Annotated in this window: 17 protein-coding genes; 9 read left to right on the forward strand and 8 right to left on the reverse strand. The window is 59.0% G+C overall.

Going from position 1 to position 21598, the window contains the following annotated elements:
- Nucleotides 1–126: 126 nt before the first annotated feature.
- The 8 genes from HG264_RS17815 (at nucleotide 127) to HG264_RS17850 (ending at nucleotide 10549) form a co-directional block, all read left to right on the forward strand.
- Nucleotides 127–1764 (forward strand): CTP synthase, encoded by a 1638-nt coding sequence (locus HG264_RS17815; RefSeq protein ID WP_169408852.1) that lies wholly within the window; start codon nucleotides 127–129, stop codon nucleotides 1762–1764.
- Nucleotides 1761–2606: a 3-deoxy-8-phosphooctulonate synthase gene (gene kdsA / locus HG264_RS17820; protein WP_169408853.1), complete on the forward strand. Its 846-nt coding sequence runs from the start codon at nucleotides 1761–1763 to the stop codon at nucleotides 2604–2606. The genes HG264_RS17815 and kdsA overlap by 4 nt, the downstream gene beginning before the upstream one ends.
- Nucleotides 2607–2663: 57 nt before the next feature.
- On the forward strand, nucleotides 2664–3953 hold the full coding sequence (gene eno / locus HG264_RS17825; RefSeq protein WP_169408854.1) for a phosphopyruvate hydratase: 1290 nt from the start codon (nucleotides 2664–2666) through the stop codon (nucleotides 3951–3953).
- Nucleotides 3954–4109: 156 nt separating this feature from the next.
- On the forward strand, nucleotides 4110–4382 hold the full coding sequence (gene ftsB, locus HG264_RS17830) for a cell division protein FtsB (RefSeq protein ID WP_169409203.1): 273 nt from the start codon (nucleotides 4110–4112) through the stop codon (nucleotides 4380–4382).
- A complete protein-coding gene (ispD, locus tag HG264_RS17835; RefSeq protein ID WP_169408855.1) occupies nucleotides 4383–5084 on the forward strand; it encodes a 2-C-methyl-D-erythritol 4-phosphate cytidylyltransferase in 702 nt (233 codons plus the stop codon).
- A gap of 351 nt (nucleotides 5085–5435) precedes the next feature.
- Complete coding sequence (imuA, locus tag HG264_RS17840; protein WP_169408856.1) at nucleotides 5436–6053, forward strand: translesion DNA synthesis-associated protein ImuA; 618 nt, start codon at nucleotides 5436–5438, stop codon at nucleotides 6051–6053.
- A gap of 9 nt (nucleotides 6054–6062) precedes the next feature.
- Nucleotides 6063–7478 carry a DNA polymerase Y family protein gene (locus HG264_RS17845; protein ID WP_169408857.1) on the forward strand — a complete coding sequence of 472 codons (1416 nt, stop codon included), beginning with the start codon at nucleotides 6063–6065 and terminating at the stop codon, nucleotides 7476–7478.
- Complete coding sequence (locus tag HG264_RS17850; RefSeq protein ID WP_169408858.1) at nucleotides 7475–10549, forward strand: error-prone DNA polymerase; 3075 nt, start codon at nucleotides 7475–7477, stop codon at nucleotides 10547–10549. Before HG264_RS17845 ends, HG264_RS17850 begins: the two co-directional genes overlap by 4 nt.
- Before the next feature lie 359 nt (nucleotides 10550–10908).
- Here the strand turns inward: HG264_RS17850 and HG264_RS17855 are convergent, their stop codons facing one another.
- From HG264_RS17855 to HG264_RS17875, 5 genes are read right to left on the reverse strand one after another with little or no spacing between them, the layout of a single operon-like run.
- Nucleotides 10909–12060, reverse strand: coding sequence for an acyl-CoA dehydrogenase family protein (locus tag HG264_RS17855; RefSeq protein ID WP_169408859.1), 1152 nt, complete (start codon nucleotides 12058–12060; stop codon nucleotides 10909–10911).
- A 24-nt stretch (nucleotides 12061–12084) separates the two neighbouring features.
- Entirely contained in the window at nucleotides 12085–13173 is a 1089-nt protein-coding gene (locus tag HG264_RS17860) for an enoyl-CoA hydratase/isomerase family protein (protein ID WP_169408860.1), read from the reverse strand.
- Nucleotides 13166–14062, reverse strand: a complete 897-nt coding sequence (gene mmsB, locus HG264_RS17865; RefSeq protein ID WP_169408861.1) for a 3-hydroxyisobutyrate dehydrogenase — start codon at nucleotides 14060–14062, stop codon at nucleotides 13166–13168. The genes HG264_RS17860 and mmsB overlap by 8 nt, the downstream gene beginning before the upstream one ends.
- A gap of 46 nt (nucleotides 14063–14108) precedes the next feature.
- Nucleotides 14109–14882: an enoyl-CoA hydratase gene (locus tag HG264_RS17870; RefSeq protein ID WP_169408862.1), complete on the reverse strand. Its 774-nt coding sequence runs from the start codon at nucleotides 14880–14882 to the stop codon at nucleotides 14109–14111.
- 48 nt (nucleotides 14883–14930) lie between these two features.
- Nucleotides 14931–16439 carry a CoA-acylating methylmalonate-semialdehyde dehydrogenase gene (locus HG264_RS17875; RefSeq protein WP_169408863.1) on the reverse strand — a complete coding sequence of 503 codons (1509 nt, stop codon included), beginning with the start codon at nucleotides 16437–16439 and terminating at the stop codon, nucleotides 14931–14933.
- Between the two features lie 128 nt (nucleotides 16440–16567).
- On the opposite strand from HG264_RS17875, the gene HG264_RS17880 reads away from it, so the two are divergent.
- Nucleotides 16568–17485 carry a LysR family transcriptional regulator gene (locus HG264_RS17880; RefSeq protein WP_169408864.1) on the forward strand — a complete coding sequence of 306 codons (918 nt, stop codon included), beginning with the start codon at nucleotides 16568–16570 and terminating at the stop codon, nucleotides 17483–17485.
- A 5-nt stretch (nucleotides 17486–17490) separates the two neighbouring features.
- On the opposite strand, the gene HG264_RS17885 is transcribed toward HG264_RS17880, so the two are convergent.
- From HG264_RS17885 to HG264_RS17895, 3 genes are all read right to left on the reverse strand, one after another.
- Nucleotides 17491–18360 carry an MBL fold metallo-hydrolase gene (locus HG264_RS17885; RefSeq protein WP_169408865.1) on the reverse strand — a complete coding sequence of 290 codons (870 nt, stop codon included), beginning with the start codon at nucleotides 18358–18360 and terminating at the stop codon, nucleotides 17491–17493.
- A gap of 50 nt (nucleotides 18361–18410) precedes the next feature.
- On the reverse strand, nucleotides 18411–19820 hold the full coding sequence (locus HG264_RS17890) for a solute carrier family 23 protein (protein ID WP_169408866.1): 1410 nt from the start codon (nucleotides 19818–19820) through the stop codon (nucleotides 18411–18413).
- An 86-nt stretch (nucleotides 19821–19906) separates the two neighbouring features.
- A complete protein-coding gene (locus tag HG264_RS17895; RefSeq protein ID WP_169408867.1) occupies nucleotides 19907–21526 on the reverse strand; it encodes an acyl-CoA synthetase in 1620 nt (539 codons plus the stop codon).
- Nucleotides 21527–21598 lie beyond the last annotated feature (72 nt).

Here is a 21598-nt window from a genome sequence, read left to right on the forward strand (position 1 = left end):
AGGCGCTTTCGGATTGAGCAAACCGGGGGCGTCTGGTATCCTGACTTCCCATCTTGACGAGACTTTGGTCTCCCTTCGATTCCCTGCGGTCGCGGCCGCCTAAACTGTTCAATCTACGGGTTTTTCATGACGCGCTACATCTTCGTCACGGGTGGTGTTGTATCTTCATTGGGTAAGGGCATCGCCTCGGCTTCTCTGGCGGCGATCCTTGAAGCGCGGGGACTCAAGGTCACCATGCTCAAGCTCGATCCCTATATCAACGTGGATCCGGGCACCATGAGCCCCTTCCAGCACGGTGAAGTTTTCGTCACCCATGATGGCGCCGAGACTGACCTTGACCTGGGCCACTACGAGCGTTTCATCAACGCGACCATGTCCCGCGCCAACAATTTCACCGCTGGTCGTGTCTATGAGCACGTACTGCGCAAGGAGCGTCGCGGTGACTATCTTGGAGCGACTATTCAGGTCATTCCGCATATCACCGACGAGATCAAGGACCGTATCATCAAGGGCGCCGGCGATGCCGATGTCGCCATGGTGGAAATTGGCGGTACCGTAGGCGATATCGAATCCCAGCCGTTCCTTGAGGCAATCCGTCAGTTGCGCATTGAAGTGGGTGCCAAGCGCGCCATGCTCATGCACCTGACGCTGGTTCCTTATATCGCAACAGCCGGTGAGACCAAAACCAAGCCGACTCAGCATTCGGTCAAGGAGCTCCGCTCCATCGGTCTGCAGCCTGATATTCTGATCTGCCGCTCCGATCACCCGATCGATTTGTCCTCGCGCCGCAAGATCGCGCTGTTCACCAACGTGGAAGAGCGTGCGGTCATCGGGCTTGAGGATCTGGACAGCATTTACCGGATTCCCTCTGCATTACATGCGCAAGGGTTGGATGACATCGTGGTGGAACGCTTCGGTCTCGAATGCGGACCAGCGGACCTGTCCGAATGGGAACGCGTCGTCGATGCCAAACTGTATCCTGACCAGGAAGTAACCATCGCCATGGTCGGAAAATACATGGATCTGCTGGAAGCCTACAAGTCGCTGATCGAAGCCATCAGCCACGCGGGCATCCAGAGCCGCACCAAGGTCAACCTGCGCTATATCGATTCCGAGGACATCGAGCTGAAGGGCACTTCGCTGCTCGAGGATGTCGACGCCATTCTGGTTCCTGGCGGTTTCGGTCAGCGCGGCGTGGAAGGCAAGATCGCCACCGTACGCTACGCCCGCGAGAACAAGATCCCTTATTTGGGTATCTGCCTCGGCATGCAGGTTGCCGTGATTGAGTATGCGCGGCATATCCTCGGCTGGAAGGATGCCAACTCTACTGAATTTGACAAGACCAGCACCCACCCGGTGGTCGGTTTGATCACCGAATGGCAGACCGCCAGCGGCGACAAGCAATTGCGTGATGAAGGCTCTGATCTGGGCGGCACCATGCGTCTCGGCGGTCAGGATTGTGCGCTGGAGCCCGGTTCACGTGCGCATGAGTGCTATGGCAAGGACGTTATTGTCGAGCGTCATCGTCATCGCTACGAGGTCAACAACAACCTGTTGCCTGATTTGCAGGCAGGTGGGTTGAAGGTTACTGGCCGGTCAGTGGATGGCGCGCTGGTAGAAGTTGTCGAGGTAGGCGACCACCCGTGGTTCGTGGCCTGTCAGTTCCACCCCGAATTTACCTCTACGCCGCGTTACGGCCATCCCTTGTTCAGTGGCTTCGTCAATGCAGCCCTAGCACAGAAGGCGAACAAGGAACAGCGATGACCCAGAAGACAGTCCAGGTCGGTAACATCGACATCGCCAACGACAAGCCCTTTGTGCTGTTCGGCGGTATGAACGTACTAGAGTCCCGCGATCTGGCGATGCGCATCTGCGAGACCTATGTGGAAGTCACCAGCAAGCTGGGCATTCCCTACGTATTCAAGGCCAGTTTCGACAAGGCCAACCGTTCCTCGATCAATTCATTCCGCGGTCCGGGCATGGAAGAGGGGCTGAAGATATTCGAGGAGATCAAGCGGACCTTTAACGTGCCGGTCATTACTGACGTGCATGAGCCACATCAGGCTGCACCCGTGGCTGAGGTCTGCGACATCATCCAGTTGCCGGCTTTCCTCTCCCGACAAACTGATTTGGTAGTGGCGATGGCAGAGACCAAGGCCGTTATCAACATCAAGAAGGCGCAGTTTCTTGCTCCGGCAGAAATGAAGCACATCCTTACCAAATGTGAGGAAGCCGGTAACGATCGCTTGATTCTGTGCGAGCGTGGCTCCAGCTTCGGTTACAACAATCTGGTCGTGGATATGCTCGGCTTCGGCATCATGAAACAGATGGGCTATCCGGTGTTCTTCGACGTGACCCACGCCTTGCAGATGCCAGGCGGGCGCAGTGATTCAGCCGGCGGCCGGCGTGGTCAGGTTACCGATCTGGCCAAGGCCGGCATGAGCCAAGGGCTGGCCGGCCTGTTTCTGGAAGCGCATCCGGATCCCGACAATGCCAAGTGCGATGGCCCTTGCGCCCTGCGCCTGGACAAGCTCGAACCTTTCCTTTCGCAACTCAAACAGCTTGATGATCTGGTCAAAAGCTTTGCGGTACTGGAGACCGCTTGAACTTGTCGCGTAGTAGCTGATCTATTCTCGGACGATTAAATGGAGCACGTAGCAAACATGGCGAAAATCATTGATATCAAGGGTCGTGAAGTTCTGGATTCGCGCGGCAATCCGACCGTTGAAGCAGACGTCATCCTTGACGGAAACATCATCGGCAGCGCCTGTGCACCCTCTGGTGCCTCGACAGGTTCCCGTGAAGCACTGGAACTGCGTGATGGCGATAAGAGCCGTTATCTGGGCAAGGGCGTGCTCAAGGCAGTTGCCAATATCAATGGCCCCATCCGTGAATTGCTGGTCGGTCGTGATGTAGAAGATCAAGCGGGTCTGGACCGCGCCATGATCGACCTAGATGGAACCGAGAACAAGGCCAATCTGGGCGCTAACGCGATCCTCGCCGTATCCCTCGCTGCAGCCAAGGCGGCCGCGCAGTCCAAGGGTGTGCCCTTGTATGCGCATATCGCCGACCTGAACGGAACACCTGGCCAATACAGCATGCCGGTACCCATGATGAACATCATCAACGGTGGCGAGCACGCTGATAACAATGTGGACATTCAGGAGTTCATGGTCCAGCCGGTTGGCGCCAAGACCTTTGCTGATGCCCTGCGTATGGGTGCCGAGATTTTCCATCACCTCAAGGCTGTTCTGAAGGCGCGCGGCCTGAGCACGTCGGTCGGTGATGAGGGCGGTTTTGCACCGAACCTGAGCTCCAACGAAGACGCGCTTGGCGCAATCGCCGAGGCGGTGGCGAATGCCGGATATACGCTGGGTGATGACGTGACCCTGGCGCTGGATTGCGCCTCGAGCGAATTCTACAAGGACGGCAAATACGATCTGGCTGGTGAAGGCCAGGTGTTTGATGCCGCTGGTTTTGCTGATTATCTGGCAGGCCTCTCCGAGCGTTATCCCATCATCTCCATCGAAGACGGTATGGATGAGTCCGATTGGGACGGCTGGCAAGTCCTGACCGACAAGATCGGCGCCAAGGTTCAGCTGGTCGGTGACGATCTGTTCGTTACCAATACCAAGATCCTCAAGGAAGGGATCGACAAGAGCATCGGTAACTCGATCCTCATCAAGTTCAATCAGATCGGATCGCTGACCGAAACGCTGGAAGCCATTCAGATGGCCAAGGCTGCCGGTTACACCGCCGTCATCTCTCACCGTAGCGGCGAGACTGAAGACCACACCATTGCCGACCTGGCAGTGGGTACCGCCGCAGGCCAGATCAAGACCGGTTCGCTGTGCCGTTCGGACCGCGTTTCCAAGTACAACCAGTTGCTGCGTATTGAAGAGCAGCTGGACGGTTCTGCTCCGTATAAGGGCCGTGCCGAGTTTCGTGGCTGATCGCTGATTATTGACGAAACCTGACAGGCGCTGGCATTGTTCAGCGCCTTGTCGTTTCTGGCTCTGGTTCACGAAGCGGGGACTGGTGCAGGTGCTGGCCGGTTGATAGGCTGGCAAGCGGTGCGGATAGGTAACGCCATTGGAGGCGATAAACACGTGAAGTGGCTCTGGGTAATTGCACTGGTAATACTGGCTGGCCTGCAATATCGCTTGTGGGTAGGCGAGGGCAGTCTGGCGCATGTGACTCAGCTCAGCCAACAGATCGCCGAGCAGAAGCGTGAAAACGAACAGCTGCTGGAGCGCAACCGCGTACTGACCGCTGAGGTAATCGAACTCAAACAAGGTCTGGAAACTATCGAAGAACGCGCCAGGAAGGAGCTTGGCATGATCCGCGATGGCGAGACGCTATATCAGCTGAGTTCGGAATAAATGAATGTTTTACCCTTCTGGGTAGTCATCCCTGCCGCCGGTATCGGCTCGCGCATGCAGGCGGACCGTCCCAAGCAATATCTCCCCCTGGCTGGTCGCAGCCTTATTGAACATACCCTTGACTGCTTCCTGAACCACCCCAGCCTGCAGGGTCTCGTCGTCTGCCTGGCTGAAAAAGACCCTTACTGGGCTGGTCTTTCATGTGCGCGCAACGCACGGATTTCTACCGCTCCAGGCGGGCGTGAACGGGCGGATTCAGTTCTCAATGGTCTGGATGCGCTGCTTGGGCAAGGTGCGAAACCCGGAGACTGGGTGCTGGTGCATGATGCGGCGCGTCCCAATCTGGCCGCGAGTGATCTGCACAGATTACTGGAAACGCTTGCCGATGATCCTGTCGGTGGACTGTTGGCGGTCCCGGTGCGCGATACCCTCAAACAAGCTGGCGCAGATCGCAGAGTCACCGCAACCCCGGACCGCAGTATGTTCTGGCAGGCGTACACGCCACAGATGTTCCGACTCGAAACCTTGCACAAGGCATTGTCTGGCGCGCTCGCGGCTGGCGTCGCCATCACTGATGAGGCATCAGCCATGGAATGGGCAGGTCATGCGCCACTTCTGGTCGAAGGGCGTGCTGACAACATCAAGGTTACTCGTCCCGAAGATCTGGATTGGCTTGCCGGAAGCATGTCCGGCGCCGATTGATCAAGCCAGGTTTTCAAGCGCTTCGGGGCCGGGCCCCGACGACAATGGTTCGTCACAACTCGCGCGTTGATAGACAGATACATTGCTCAGGCGTACGAACACATCCAGCTAACCACGGGTTGAAGCTCGTGAACGCGTGGCAGCTCTACCGCGCACTGTCCCAAAGCCCTCATCCATTTATCAGTGATCAGTAATCCTGGCCGCTCATCTAGTTGTGATTTTTCAGATTGACCCGCTGTCGCCGCCTGAATAAGCTGTATATCTATACAGTAAACGGGTGGCCTGTATGCATCGCAGTATTTCTTTTTTCACTCTTGGCGTTCCGCCTGACCACGTGTTCAGGAGAGTGTGATGGGCGCGGTTGTAGCTCTGGACAGGTTGCTGGATCAGCGCCGGATATGGAAAGGCCGGCAGACCAGCACGCAGCGTATCGGCTATCCAACCGGTAATGCCGGGCTGGATGCGCTGTTGCCCTCAGGCGGCTGGCCCCTGGCTGCGTTAAGTGAAATCCTCTTTCAGGCCGAGGGAAGCGGTGAGTTGAGGCTGATATGGCCCACCCTGGCGCGATTGACCCAGGCAGGGGAAAAAGTGGTGCTTGTGGCGCCACCCCATGTGCCTTTTGCGCCGGCATGGCACGCCGCGGGAATAAATCTTCGCCATCTGATGCTCGTCAATGCGCAGGGCGCCGAAGCGCTTTGGGCAGCTGAGCAGTGCCTGCGATCAGGATGCAACGGGGCAGTGCTGTGCTGGCCGCAGCGTGCAGATGATCGCTCCATGCGGCGCTTACAAGTGGCTGCTGAAACAGGGCAAACCCTTGCCTTCGCTTACCGCCCGGCCGAAGAAGCGGTCAATCCTTCCCCCGCGGCGCTGCGTCTGTTGCTAGAGTCAGGATCCAGCCAATTACGTGTTCTCAAGTGCCGTGGCGGTATCGCGCCAGCGACTCCGCTTCCCTTCGCCGCGTTGCAGTGAGTAGTCATTATGCGCTGGGCTTGTATTCTCCTGCCGCAACTGGCGTTGGACGCCGTTCTCCGGACGCGCGACGACCCTGAAGCGCCGCTGGTATTGTTGAGCGGCCCGGCCCAGCGCCGCGTACTGCAAGCCATGAATCCAGCCGCACGAGCGCTTGGCTTGCGTCCTGGTCAGTCTTTGACCGCAGCCCAGGCCATTACTACCGCGTTTGCCTCAGCGGAATATGATCCGGCCGAGATTGAACGCTGGCATCAATTTCTTGCCGCCTGGGCCTATCGCTTCAGTTCGCATGTGAGTCTGCATTACCCGCGCGCTGTGTTATTGGAGGTGCAATCCAGTTACAGCCTGTTTGGTCCCTGGCCGCGTTTCGAGTCCCTGCTGAGAAAGGAATTGACTGAACTGGGCTTTCAGCACCGTATCGTGGTGGCGCCCAATGCGGCTGCGGCGAGGGCCTTGGTCAATTGCCATGATGGCCTCGCTGTGGACGAACAAGAACTACGAAAGATACTGGGCCGGTTACCGGTCGATCGTCTCGGCTTGGAACGCAGCGCTGCCGTCGCCTTCTCGCGCATGGGTATACGCAATCTGGAACAGATTCTGCGCTTGCCCCGGGACAGTATCGCGCGGCGCTTCAGCAAGGATGTACTCATACATATCGATACCCTGCTGGGCGCGCGACACCTTGCGCTGGAATGTTATGCACCGCCGGATTTTTTCGACAGCCGTATCGAATTGAATTTCGAGGTGGAATCGCATCAGGCATTGTTATTCCCCCTGCGTCGCCTGACCTCCGATCTGGCTGCCTATCTGGCAGGCCGGGACAGCGGGGTGCAGCGTTTCACCCTGCACCTGGAGCACCGTGATCGAGAGGACACACTGCTGCCTATCGGGCTGTTGAACACCGAACGTGAAGCCTCCATGTTGTTCGAACTGGCACGCGGCCGACTGGAGCAGTTGCAGTTACCTGAGCCTGTTCTCTCGCTGCGGCTGATTGCGCGGGATCTTCCCGTATTTGTACCCGAGCACCGCGAGCTGTTTTCCGAGCGGGCGCATCAATCGCTTCCCTGGGAACAGCTGCGCGAACGCCTGCGCGCCCGGCTTGGGGATGACGCCGTAACCGGATTGCACATACAGGCTGATCACCGACCGGAACGGGCATGGCAAGCCAGCAACGAGGCTGCTGAATTGGTTGGGCAACCAAGTCAGCGGCTGCGTCCTGCCTGGCTGTTGAGCGAACCGGTGGCCACAGAGTTCGCTGGATGCCAGATTCTGGCAGGGCCTGAACGCATCGAGTCCGGTTGGTGGGATGGCGGAGATATCCGCAGGGATTATTACCTGCTCAGAACTCAATCCGGCCAACTGGCCTGGGCCTATCGGCGGGTGGGCGATTCCGGGCCCTTGATGCTGCATGGATGGTTCGCATGACCGGTTATGCCGAACTGCATTGCCTGTCCAATTTCAGCTTCCAGCGTGGCGCCTCCAGCGCCCTGGAATTGTTTGAACGTGCCCGGGGGCATGGCTATCGCGCATTGGCCATTACCGATGAATGCACACTGGCGGGCATCGTCCGCGCCTGGCAGGCCGCACGGCAAACTGGCGTCCCGCTCATAGTCGGCAGTGAAATGCAGGTCGAGGCCGGTCTCAAGCTGGTTCTATTGGCGGAAAATCTGCTTGGATACCAGAACCTCTGCCGGCTTGTAACGGTTGCCCGAAGGCGCGCGCCCAAAGGCGAATACAGACTGGAACGAAGTGATTTTGATGAATCACTAACCGGTCTGCTGGCGCTTTGGATACCCGAACAGCAAGCGACCCCTGACATCGGATACTGGCTCAAACAGCATTTTCCCGATCGGTTGTGGCTGGCTGTTGAACTGCATCGTGGGCCGGATGATGCCAGGCGGCTGGATCAGTTGCTGGGGCTTGCCGCGTCTCTGGAGATTCCTGCCGTGGCATCAGGCGATGTGCATATGCATGCCCGCGGCCGTCGCGCATTGCAGGACACCATGACCGCCATCCGTCATCACTGCACGGTAGCCGAAGCCGGGCAGCATCTGTTTCCCAATGGCGAGCGACACCTGCGTCCTCAACCCATGTTGTCCGAGCTGTATCCCGATGAGTTGTTAGCCGAAACCCTGCGTATTGCCGAGCGTTGTACCTTCGATCTTGGTCAGCTGCGTTATCAATATCCGCGTGAGTTGGTTCCGGAGGGCCAGACCGCAGCCACTTGGCTGCGCATCTTGACCGAGGAGGGCATGCGCTGGCGTTGGCCTGAAGGTGCGCCGGATAAAGTACTGCAGCAGATCGAGGCAGAGCTCGACCTGATCACTGAGATGCACTACGAGAGTTATTTCCTGACAGTGCACGACATCGTCCGTTTCGCCCGTAGTCGCCATATTCTTTGTCAGGGCCGCGGCTCGGCTGCCAACTCGGCCGTGTGTTTCGCGCTGGGCATTACCGAAATCGATCCGGCCCGGATGAACATGTTGTTCGAGCGGTTCATCTCCAAGGAACGTAACGAACCGCCGGATATCGATGTGGATTTCGAGCACGACCGGCGTGAAGAGGTCATCCAGTACGTCTTCAACCGCTATGGCCGCCGCCGCGCTGCGCTGACTGCTGTAGCCTCCAGTTATCGCGGGGCCGGGGCGATCCGGGATGTGGCCAAGGCGCTGGGCCTGCCACCCGATCAGATAAGTGCTCTGGCTGATTGTTGTGGCAAATGGAGCAGCAAGGTGCCCTCCGAAGAGCGGCTGCGTGAGGCAGGCTTTGATCCAACTAATCCTGTGCTACAGCGGGTATTGACCCTGACCGGCGAGCTTGTCGGCTTTCCGCGGCATCTGTCCCAGCATCCAGGCGGATTCGTCATCTCCGAACAGCCTTTGGAAACCCTGGTGCCGGTTGAAAACGCCGCCATGGATGACCGTACCATCATTCAGTGGGACAAGGACGATCTGGATGCGGTGGGTCTGCTCAAGGTGGATATTCTGGCCCTGGGTATGCTCAGTGCGCTGCGCAGGACCTTCGATCTGCTGCGCCTGCATCGTGGACGGGATCTGACTTTGGCGACCATTCCCGCTGAAGATTCTGCTACCTACGAGATGATCAGTCGGGCGGATACTGTTGGCGTTTTCCAGATCGAATCGCGGGCACAGATGGCCATGCTGCCGCGACTCAAACCCAGAACCTTTTACGATCTGGTCATCGAAGTGGCGATTGTTCGGCCCGGCCCGATTGTCGGCGATATGGTGCATCCCTATTTGCGCCGGCGAAACGGCGAGGAGCCGGTGACGTATCCATCTGAAGCCCTGCGTCAGGTATTCGAGCGCACCCTTGGCGTGCCGCTGTTTCAGGAGCAGGTGATGGAGCTGGCAATCGTAGCGGCGGGTTACACCCCCGGCGAGGCAGACCAGCTGCGCCGTTCCATGGCCGCCTGGAAACGCCTCGGGGGTCTGGAACCTCATCAGAAACGCCTGACCGAAGGCATGCTCGCACGGGGCTATACACGGGAATTCGCCGAACGCATTTTCGAGCAGATCAAAGGATTCGGAAATTACGGCTTCCCGGAATCCCATGCAGCCAGTTTTGCTCTGCTGACCTATGCCAGCTGCTGGCTGAAATGTCATGAACCGGCGGCCTTTATCTGCGCATTGATCAACAGCTGGCCCATGGGTTTTTACAGCCCCGACCAGCTGCTACAGGATGCACGGCGCCACAGCATTGAAACTTTTCCGGTGGATGCCCGTTACAGTGATTGGGACTGTACCCTTGAGCCTGGGCGGGGCGGGGAGCTGGCCATACGACTGGGGCTGCGAATGGTGCGGGGATTTCGCGAAGAGGATGCCCAGCGGATCACAGCTGCCCGCAGCGACAAGCCTTTCTCGGATACGACTGATCTGGTCCAGCGCGGTCGCCTTGATAACCGTGCACGGGAACTGCTGGCTGATGCGGGGGCGCTACGCGGGTTGGCTGGTCACAGACACAAGGCGCGCTGGGCGGTTGCCGGGGTAGAGCCGCAACTACCGCTTTTTGCCGGACTGCCCTCGGCACAGGAACAAGGTGTTGTGTTGCCGTTACCGCAGGTCGGTGAAGACCTGCATGCCGATTACGCCACCACGGGTACGACGCTTGGCCCGCATCCCTTGAGTCTGCTGCGCAGACAACTCAGGATGCGACGTTGCCGTTCTTCAAAGGAGCTGAAAAAGCTGGAACATGGCCGCCCCGTCATCGTTGCAGGCCTGGTCACCGGCAGGCAGAAGCCCGGTACGGCCAGCGGCGTGATCTTCGTCACCCTGGAAGACGAGTACGGAATGATCAATGTGGTCGTCTGGCATGATCTGGGCGAGCGTCAACGCAAGGAGTTGGTTGGGTCAAGGCTGATGCAAGTGAAGGGCCGACTGGAAACCGAGAAGGGCGTAGTTCATGTCATCGCCCATCACCTGACCGATCTTACCCCGATGCTGGATGGCCTGGATGTGCGCAGCCGGGATTTTCATTGAACGGCGCAACACTGCAACTAGAACCAGTGGGCAGGGCTCAACGTGCAGGAGATGCTGCATGTATACGCCAGCACCTGTTCAGAATTCAGCTCGGCACTGCGATGCAATGCGCCGACGCTGAGTGTGACAAGAAGAACAGCCGCTAACGCGACCACGAAAAACGAACTCATCAGATTGTCTTTCATGAGCGAGGCCTACATCGTAGTTCGTATATTTTTGCCGTTCGCGTTTTGCGTGCGAGGCATTTCGGGTAGTCAGACAGTAGTACGCCCGAGGTAAAGAATCTACATCTGAATGAAGCAATGTTGTTTTTATTGTTTGAGTACTCCAGCTGCCCGGACGTCCGGGCAGCACCGAGTTCAAAGACTGTAATGGCGCAGCTCACGCGCAATCAGCAGCCGCTGAATCTCGCTGGTTCCTTCATAAATTTGCGTAATCCGTGCATCACGATACAGCCGTTCGACGGGGTAGTCCGCCAGATAGCCGTACCCACCATGAATCTGGATGGCTTTGGAACACACCTCTTCAGCCATCTCACTGGCAAACAATTTGGCCTGGGAGGCTTCGGACAGGCAGGGCTCACCGGCGGTGCGCAGCCGCGCGGCATGCAGGATCATCAACCGCGCTGCGTTCAGCTTCATGTGCATGTCGGCAAGCATGTTGGCGACGCTCTGATGTTCCGTCAACGCCACGCCGAACTGGGTGCGATCCCGCGCATAGGCTAACGCCGCTTCAAAAGCGGCACGCGCGATTCCCAATGCCTGCGCCGCGATGCCTATCCGGCCACCCTCCAGGTTGGACAAGGCGATTGCCAGCCCCTTGCCGCGCTGACCGAGCAGATTCGCTTCAGGAATCCGGCAATTATCCAGGCTAACAGCGCAGGTATCCGAGCCGCGAATGCCCATCTTGTGTTCCATACGCTCAATCTTGAAGCCGGGGTTGTCGGTAGGCACCAGAAAGGCCGACAGACCTTTCTTGCCGAGTTCCGGATCCGTCACCGCGAAAACAACTGCCATCCCGGCACGCTTGGCGTTGGTGACGAACTGTTTGGCGCCATTGATAACCCATTTGCCGTTTTCCAACACCGCTCGGGTCCGCAGGTTGTGCGCTTCGGACCCTGCCTGGGGTTCGGTCAGGCAAAAGCAGCCAATGGTCCGCCCTGCAGCCAACGACGGCAGCCAGGCCCTGCGCTGCTCGTCGGTGCCGAACTTGAGCAAAGGGCCGCAGCCGACCGAGTTGTGCACGCTCATCATTGCCCCAGTTGCGCCACAGCCAGCAGAAATCTCTTCGACCGCCAGCGAATAGGCGACGTAATCGGTATAACTGCCGCCCCATTCCTCCGGCACCACCATACCCAACAGACCGAGCTCGCCCATCTGCCGTACTACTGCATCATCAATCCACCCGGTTTTGTCCCATTCGGCGGCACGCGGTGCCAGCTCGCTCTGGGAGAATTGCCGCGCCATGTCGCGGACCATGCGCTGGTCTTCATTCAATTCGATGTCATGCATCATCCGATTCCTGTTTCTGCCGTCTCAGGCTTGCCAACCTATGCTCGGAGCGCTCGGTTCAAAGCCTTCGAAGAAGCTGGCAACCCGATCGCTGCTGAGCTCAGCCAGCGTAGGTGGATTCCAGCGTGGGGCCTTGTCCTTGTCGATAAGCAGCGCGCGGACGCCTTCGACGATGTCGCCCTTGGCAAACCATTGGCGGTCCAGGTGCAGCTCCAGCTCAAAGCACTGCTCCAGCGTCAGCTCACGGCCGCGCCGAATCATTTCCAGGGTGACGCTCATGGCCAGTGGCGAACGGCTTTCCAGCACGGACAGGGTGGTTTGCGCCCACTGCTTGTAGACGTCGCGTTCTTCGCTGGCCAGCGAAGCCTGGATTTCCTGCACGGTGTAGTGGCCGAAGTGGTGATCAATGGCCGGCTGCAGAGCTTCGAGCTCGCCGCCGGACGCCGGGCTGGAAGCGTATCCCTCAAGCAGGGTAGTCAGTTGTTTTCCGGGGTTATCCGACCAGATCGTCTCGCCCAGTTTCCGGTTCAATTCCTGGAGTTGATCGGCGCTCACGCAGTAATCTGCCAGCCCGGTATAGAGCGCATCTGCTGCCCGGACCTGTGAGCCTGTTACGCCCAGATAGATGCCTGTTTCACCAGCCAGACGAGACAGGAAATAACTCCCGCCGACGTCCGGAAAATAACCGATGCCGGTTTCCGGCATGCCCATTCGCGTGCGCTCGGTGATCACCCGGTGGGATGCACCTTGCACCAGCCCCATGCCTCCACCCAGAACAAAACCATCCATAAGCGCCAGAATGGGTTTCGGATACGCATGGATGGCCTGGTCAAGCGCGTATTCTTCTTCAAAGAACCTGCTGTGCAGATCGTCACCCGATTTGAAGCTCTCGTATAGAGCACGAATGTCACCGCCGGCGCAGAAGGCTTTTTCGCCATTGGCGCGTAGAACGACCGCGAGAATCCCTGCATCCTGACGCCACAGGTCGAGTTGCTGTTGCAGCACGCGAATCATTTCCAGCGTCAGTGCATTCAGCCCCGCCGGGCGGTTGAGGATCAAATGGCCAATCTGGTTGCGTACCTCGACCAGTACGGCAGCCTGTTCTTCACTCATGCGTATCTCCGGAAAACAGTTTGATGATGGCGGAGAAATCCAGCCCGCCGTTCCCCTGGCTGCTGAACGTCTGGTACAGCTGCTGCGCCAGACCGCCAAGCAACACCGGTTGGCGTACTTGCCTGGCGGCCTCGGTAGCCAAGCCAAGATCCTTGAGCATCAGGTCAGTGCCAAACCCGCCGGAATACGCCCGTGATGCCGGGGCGCTATCGATCACTCCGGGGTAGGGGTTGTAGGTATCGGAACTCCAGCAGCGGCCGCTGGATGTATTGATGATGCCGGCCAGCACCTTGGGATTCATGCCCAGGGATACGCCCAGATTCATCGCTTCGGCGGTACCGATCATGGATATGGCCAACAACATGTTATTGGCGACCTTGGCCACCTGCCCGTTGCCCGCCGGGCCGCAGTGGACAATGTTCTTGCCCATGTTCTGCAGGATCGGCAGAGCCGCATCGAAGTCGCTCTGCTCGCCGCCCACCATGAACGTCAGGGTGCCGGCCGCCGCTCCGACAGTGCCACCGGAGACCGGCGCATCAATCATGCGGTTGCCGTTCTCGGCCGCAGCGGCGGCGACTTCGCGGGCACTCATCGGGTCAATGGTTGAGCTGTCGATCAGGCGTACCGTCGGCGCAACGTGAGCCAGCAAGCCGTCCTCACCGAGATAAACGGCCTTAACGTGCTGGGCGGCGGGCAGCATGGTGATGATGAGTTCGACGTTGCTCTGCGCGAGCGCGGCGATGCCTGGCGCAGCGCTGGCGCCAGCCTCTACCAGACCGCTCACCGCAGCCTCGGACAGGTCAAATACAGTCAGCTGGTGACCGGCCTCGATGAGGTTGTGGGCCATGGGGCCGCCCATATTGCCAAGACCAATAAATCCGATATTCATGTGAGCTTCCTCATTGTTGTTGTCCGCTCGCGGTACAGCCTTCGGCTCAGGTGTGCTGGAAGTTGGGTGCACGCTTCTCGACAAAGGCCTGCATGCCCTCCGTCTGGTCGGCGGTGGCGAAGAGGGAGTGGAATACCCGCCGCTCGAAGCGCACGCCCTCGCTGAGGCTGGTTTCGAACACGCGGTTAACGCATTCCTTGGTCATCATTACGCTGGGCAAGGACTTTGACGCTATGACCTTCGCGGTCTTCAGCGTTTCTTCCAGCAATTGGTCCACCGGAATGATTCGCGCGACCAGGCCCGCGCGCTCGGCCTCCTGCGCGTCCATCTGGCGCCCGGTAAGGCACATTTCCATCGCCTTGGCCTTGCCCAGAGCGCGGGTCAGGCGCTGGGTCCCGCCAATGCCGGGCAAGACGCCCAGGTTGATTTCCGGCTGGCCGAAGCGGGCATTGTCCGCTGCGTAGATAAAATCGCAGATCATCGCCAGTTCGCAGCCGCCACCCAAGGCATAACCGGCTACCGCAGCGATCAGTGGCTTGCGGCGATTGGCAATTCGGTCGGCGGGGGAGAAGAAGTCATCCAGGTATACCTGCGGATACTGCAGATCAGCCATCTGCTTGATGTCGGCACCCGCAGCAAAAACCTTGCTCGACCCCGTCAGCACCATGCAGCCAATATCGGGGTCCTTCTCGAACTGGTCGAGGGCCTGGTTCAATTCGTCCAATACTTGCGTATTCAAGGCATTCAGCGCCTGAGGGCGGTTCAGCGTGATCAGGCCGACACGGTCCCGTACCTCAACCAGCAAGGTTTCAAAACTCATCGTCTACTCCAGACAGAGCGGGCCGGCATCGCTGCCGGCCCGCATGGTTCATTTGAGGGTGATGGTGGTGTTGACCGCAGCGGCCTGCTCGTCATCATCGAACCAGCGTGCGGTAACGGTCTTGGTCTGGGTGTAGAACGTGATCACCTGTTTGCCGTAAGGACCTAGATCACCCAGCTTGGAGCCGCGTGAACCGCTGAAGGAGAACAGCGGCACAGGCACCGGGATCGGCACGTTGATGCCGACCTGGCCCACGTCGATATCTTCCTGAAAGCGCCGGGCAATGCCGCCTGAACGGGTAAAGATCGCGGTGCCGTTACCATTGGGATTGGCGTTGACGATTTCGATGGCCTCGTCCAGGCTGTCCGCCTGCATCACGTTAAGTACTGGCCCGAAGATCTCCTCGTCGTACACCGCCATGCCCGGCTTCACACCGGCGAGAATGGTCGGGCCCACGAAGTTGCCATCTTCATAGCCCTGCACTGTGGGGTTGCGTCCGTCCAGCACCAGCTCAGCGCCCTGATCCACGCCTTTCTGAATCAGACCATTGATACGCTCCAGTGCGGCGGTCGAGATGACCGGGCCGACATCGGTGCCCGGTTCAACACCGGCATTTACCTTGAGTGTTTGCGCCTTGCGCGCCAGTTCGGGCAGCCAGTTACGGGATTCACCCACCAGAATGATCACCGGTACGGCCATACAGCGCTGGCCAGCGGCGCCGAAGGCAGCACCGACCAGGTTGTTCAACGTCTGTTCCTTGTTGGCGTCCGGCATGACCACGGCGTGGTTCTTCGCGCCCATCATGCACTGCACGCGCTTGCCGGCCTGGCTGGCGCGGTTATACACGTGGGTGCCGACATGCGTGGAGCCAACAAAGGATAGAGCCTTGATATCCGGGTGATCACATAGCGCGTTGACCGCGTCGGCACCGCCATGGATCACGTTCAGTACCCCGGCCGGTATGCCGGCTTCCAATGCCAGCTCGACCAGACGCATGGTGACCATCGGGTCCTGCTCGGACGGTTTGAGGACAAAGGTGTTGCCGGTAGCAATCGCCATCGGGAACATCCAGAGAGGAATCATCGCCGGGAAGTTGAATGGAGTAATGCCGGCGCACACGCCCAACGGTTGCAGCAGGGTGTAGGTATCCACGTCGGAGGCGACGTTATTTGCCAGCTCGCCCAGCTGCAGATTTCCGATAGCGGCGGCATGTTCGACCACTTCCAGGCCACGGAACACATCGCCTTCGGCGTCGGCCAGCGTCTTGCCTTGCTCCGAGGTCAGAATAGCCGCCAGCTCCTTCATGTTCTCGCGGATCAGTTGCTGATACTTGAGGAAGATCCGCGCCCGGGCACCGATGGGCGTCTTGCGCCAGGTCTTGAACGCTTCCCGGGAGCTGGCGACAGCGGCGTTGATTTCCTCCGGGGTGGCAAAGGGCACACGGGCCAGCACTTCCTGTGTCGCCGGATTGATCACGTCGCGCCACTGGTCGGATTTCGATTCGATGAATTCGCCGTTAATCAGCAGCTTCACGGTAGGGACGTTCTGGGTGGTCATGGGGTTCGCCTCGGGCCGTCGCAGGCCTTGTCGTTTGAAAGGTCGTACTGGATAGTAGCAGTGCGTTTTTACATTAAACAATTGGCTCATGCGCAAGGAGCCTCTGCGTTTATGCACAAGGACAGCTGATGGACTGGGATAACCTGCGTTTCTTCCTCGAATTGAGCCGAGCTGGCCGCCTGACTACCGCGGCGCGGCGTCTCGGGGTCGATCACACCACCGTTTCCCGGCGCGTCCAGACGCTGGAGAAGAGCCTCGGCGTAGCGCTTTTCATCAGAGACACAACTGGCTATGTATTGACCGAGGCCGGCCGCAGCTTGCTGCCGCAAGTGGAGCAGATGGAAGGGGCGAGCGTGCGCATCGAGCAGGCGCTGCCCAACCCCGGCGAAAGCCTTTCGGGACAGGTGCGCATCGGTGCTACTGAAGGCTACGGAACGCTGATACTGGGCGGCCAACTCAGTGAACTGAGCCAGCGCCATCCGCATCTGCATCTCGATTTACTGGCGCTGCCCCGGGCCGTTCGCTTGTCACGGCACGAGGCGGACATCGTCATCACCCTGGAGCGGCCCGAGCGGGGCCCCTTCATCATCACCAAGCTGACTGATTACGTGCTGCGGTTGTATGCGGGCAAGGACTATCTGAGAAAGCATGGCCCGATCCGCAATCGTGACGACCTGAGCAAGCATCGCTTCGTCAGCTATGTGGATGATCTGGTGTTCAGCAAGGAGCTGCTGTTTCTCGACGAAATCGCGGGTTCGGGCGCGGTGGGACTACGCAGCACTAGCCTGTTGGCGCAACAGGAAGCCATAGCCGCTGGCGCTGGCCTGGGAATTCTCCCGGCTTTTTCGGCAGATTCAGACCCGCGCTTGCAAGTAGCGATGCCCGAGCAGATCCGGTTTATCAGGACCTTCTGGATGCTGATGCCTATCGAGTTGAAGGATATTGCACGGATGCGCGTGACCTGGGATTTTCTGAAGCAGGCCGCAGAACAGGATCAGGCCCGGTTGCATGGCAAAACGGGCATGCCTGACGCCGGCGGATCCTGACTCTTTCACTCACTCAACCTTTTGGCAGCGTCCAGCTGCTGACACACCCGGTACTTGCCGCTTGTTTCATCCCTCGCCACGCGGGCCACTGCCACCTGCGGGTCGTGGGTAAAAACCAGCCGGCCTTTTGCGGCAACCAGATAGTCGAGCAAGGCTTCCTTTTCTTCGATCAAACCTTCGGGGAACCGGTCGTAGCCCATGGTAATAGGCAGATGTACCCAGGGCGCGCCGGGTATCAGGTCACCCGGGAAGACCACCGGGCCGCCCGGCATGTCAAATTCCGGAATCATCAGGCCGGGCGTATGGCCGTCGCTGAAACGGAAACGCCAGGCCGGCGCGAGCGTTCGGGATTGCTCACCGTCGTTGATCAGCTCCAGCCGGCCGCTGTCCTCCATCATGGTCAGCAGCTCAGGGATGAACGATGCCTGGTCGCGCGGATGCGGCCGTTTGGCACGGTTCCAGTGGCGCTGCCCGGTAACGAAGGTCGCGTTGGGAAACAGCAGTTGCAGCGGCTTGCCAGCTTCCCACTCCGAAAGCAGCCCGCCGGCGTGGTCGAAATGCATGTGAGTCAGCACTACGACGTCAATATCCTCATGCCGCAAGCCTGCTGTGGCGAGGCTTTCGAGCAGCACGTGGCCGGTTTCCACAACGCCGTAGCGCTCCTTGAGTCGGGGCTCGAAAAACGCGCCGATGCCGGTTTCGACCAGAATGTTGCGGCCGTCTTCCTGCACCAGCATGGCACGGCAGCTCAGGCGAATGCGGTTGGCCTCGTCGGTCTCTACCCAGCGTGACCAGAGCGCTTTGGGTGCGTTGCCGAACATGGCGCCGCCATCCAGTCTCTGGCTGTTACCTTCAAGGGTTGTAAAAGTGCGCATGGATGTTTTCCTTTGCGGAGGAATGCCAGGCCTGAGCTTGGCATCTTCAATCATGGAGTTTCGTTGACCGGTCCGGCCTCGTCGGCGAGCTCGCTGGAACCCGCTTCGGTGTCGCTATCGCGGACACTGCGAAAGCGCAGGATATGGGTCCGTTCCACCAGCAGATACAGCACCGCGCCTGCCGCCAGGCCCCAGCCCGCGCCATACACAGCCAATACCACACCCATGGTGCCGGCAACGCCGCGTTCGGTATTGTTGTTCAGCTGTTCAAAGCCAACCATCAGACAGATATAGCCCGTGAGAATCAGCGTCAGCGACAGCGCGATGGGCAGTACTGGCTGAAAGAAGCTCACCAGCGGCAGCATGAACAGCGCGAGAAAGCCGGTAATCCAGAAGGTGCCAGCGCCGCTGTAGATGGAATCCATCGCCTTGCGGCCATACTTGTAACGCTCCGCCATGGTCGCTGCGACAGCGGTCCAGATCGGTCCGGCAAGACCGGGGTAGGGCGCGAAAAAGGCATGCAATCCGTTGCGGATGGCGGTGACGATGTGCGCGCGATCAATGTTGTTCTCGATCACTTCATCCGGGCGTAATTCGTCAGCGCGCTGCATCAATGACTGGCCGACGATGATGTCGCCAAAGGCAATGATGTAGGCGATAACGGCGGTGGGTACGGCGTACAGGAAGATCTGCGGATCCGGAAAGCCGACATTGAACGGCAGGTAGTTCCAGATTTCGCCAAACGCCGGCTGGGTGATGCCCCAACGCACGTCGGGCATCTTGTATTCGCCCACCGCGATGCCAACGATAATGGCTACCAGCATGCCGGGCACCATGCCGTAGTTGACGATCTTGCGCATCATCGGCAGGCGTTCAGTGAGGCCCTTGAAGGATACCGAGAACATCAGATACAGGCAGATCAGGCTGCCCAGCACGAGTGAAATCGGTGTGTTGGCCAGGCGGCCGCCACTGGAGATCTCGCCCATCAAGGCGGCGATACCCGCGCCGATGATGATGCCGCCTTTCATCGAGTTTGGAACGATACGCACCATCACACTGCCGAGGCGGGTCACCCCCAGTATCAGGAAGATCAGGAACACCAGAAACTGCAGTGCGAACAGCGCCTGGATAGCCTCGGGACCGGGTTCGAAATCGCTGAGAAACAACAGTACGACAGGAATAGCAGGCGTGATCCATCCGGGCACCATGGGTACGCCAAGCAGCGCCGGCAGCAGGAATCCGATACCGCATACCACTACATAGGCGAGCGCCACGTCATAGGGCAATCCGAGATATTTTTCCAGCAAGGGGATCATGCCCAGGCTGACCACGAACATGATCAGCGCCTGCATCATTTCGGCGGTTTCCCACCGGTAATGGATGAAGGGCAAACGGATCTTGAAGGGGCCGCAGGCCCAGAAAGGTTGCTCGGCACCGTCGGCGCGCTTGAAGAGTTGCATACTGACCTCCGTCAGCCGGCTCTATCGCCGGCTGCTTGTTGTTGTTGTGAAACGGAAAGAGAAGGGGAGACTGCAGCGAATCTGGGTCAGATCGCCTTTGCCCAGTCACGCAGTACGAATTTCTGGATTTTGCCTGTGGATGTTTTCGGCAGGTCGGTGAAGACCACCGTCTTGGGCACCTTGAAGGCCGCGAGGTGCTGTCGGCAGAACTCGGTGATGCATGCCTCGTTTACCTGCTGCCCGCTTTTCAATGTGATGTAGGCGCAGGGCGTCTCGCCCCATTTCTCGTCCGGCCGGGCGACGACAGCTGCTTCCATGACGGCGGGGTGTTTATAAAGCGTATCTTCCACTTCGATGGTGGAGATGTTCTCACCGCCGGAAATGATGATGTCCTTCAGACGGTCCTTGATCTCGATATAGCCGTTGGGATGGCACACTGCGAGGTCACCGGTATGGAACCAGCCGCCTTCGAAAGCCTCAGCGGTCGCTTCGGGATTTTTCAGGTAGCCCTTCATCACGGTATTGCCGCGCATGAATATTTCGCCGATGGTCTTGCCATCCTTGGGCACAGGTTGCATGCCCACCGGGTCAGCCACCATGACGCCCTCGAGTGTCGGGTAGCGCACGCCCTGACGCGACTTGAGATGGGCGCGCTCTTCAAGCGGGAGCTCATTCCATTGGTCATGCCAGGCGCAGAGTGTCACCGGTCCGTAGACTTCGGTCAGCCCGTACACATGCATAACCTCGATGCCCATGTCCTCAACTGCACCGATCACCTTGGCGGGCGGGGCAGCGCCGGCGACCTGCGCCTTGACGGGGTGATCAATCGCGGCCTTGGCGCTTTCCGGCATATTGACCAGCGCATTCAGCACGATCGGAGCGCCACTCATGTGGGTGACGCCGTGTTCATGAATGAGGTTCAGGATCTTCTGCGGATCGACGCGGCGCAGACATACGTGCACGCCGGCCAGCGCAGTGATGGTCCAGGGGTGGCACCAGCCATTGCAGTGGAACATCGGCAAGGTCCAGAGGTAGACCGGATGCTGGCCCATGCTCCAGGTCATCTGATTGCCCATGGCGTTGAGGTAAGCACCGCGGTGGTGGTAGACCACGCCCTTCGGGTTGCCGGTCGTTCCGGAGGTGTAGTTCAACGAGATGGCCTGCCATTCATCGTTCGGCCAGTGCCAGGCGAATTCGGGGTCGCCTTCGGCCAGAAAGGCCTCGTAATCCAGATCGCTGACCGCTTCACCCTCGCCATATTCCGGATCGTCAACATCAACTACCAGAATCGGCCGATCGATCAGCTTCAGGGCTTCGCGGATCACGGCATGGAATTCGCGGTCGGTAATCAGTACGCGGGCCTCACCGTGATTCAGCATGAAGGCAATTGCTTCTGCATCCAGGCGCACGTTCAGGGTGTTGAGCACGGCACCGGACATGGGGATGGCGAAGTGTGCTTCGACCATTGCCGGAATATTGGGCAGCATCACCGCAACGGTATCGCCTGCTCCAACGCCACGGTTGACCAGAGCGGACGCCAGGCGACGGCAGCGCTGATAGGTCTCGCTCCAGGTACGGCGGATGGCTCCATGAATGATGGCCGGGTAATCGGGGTAGACGTTGGCTGTACGTTCAATGAAACTCAAGGGCGTGAGAGCGATGTGGTTGACTGGGCTCTGCGAAAGGCCTTCCTGATAAATAGACATGATTCCCACCTGCGGCGATGTTGTTAGCTCTAGGGTCTGGTATCGCGCAAGTGCACTTACCAGAGACTATGT

Source organism: Pseudomonas sp. gcc21 (assembly GCF_012844345.1).
Lineage (GTDB): Bacteria > Pseudomonadota > Gammaproteobacteria > Pseudomonadales > Pseudomonadaceae > Halopseudomonas.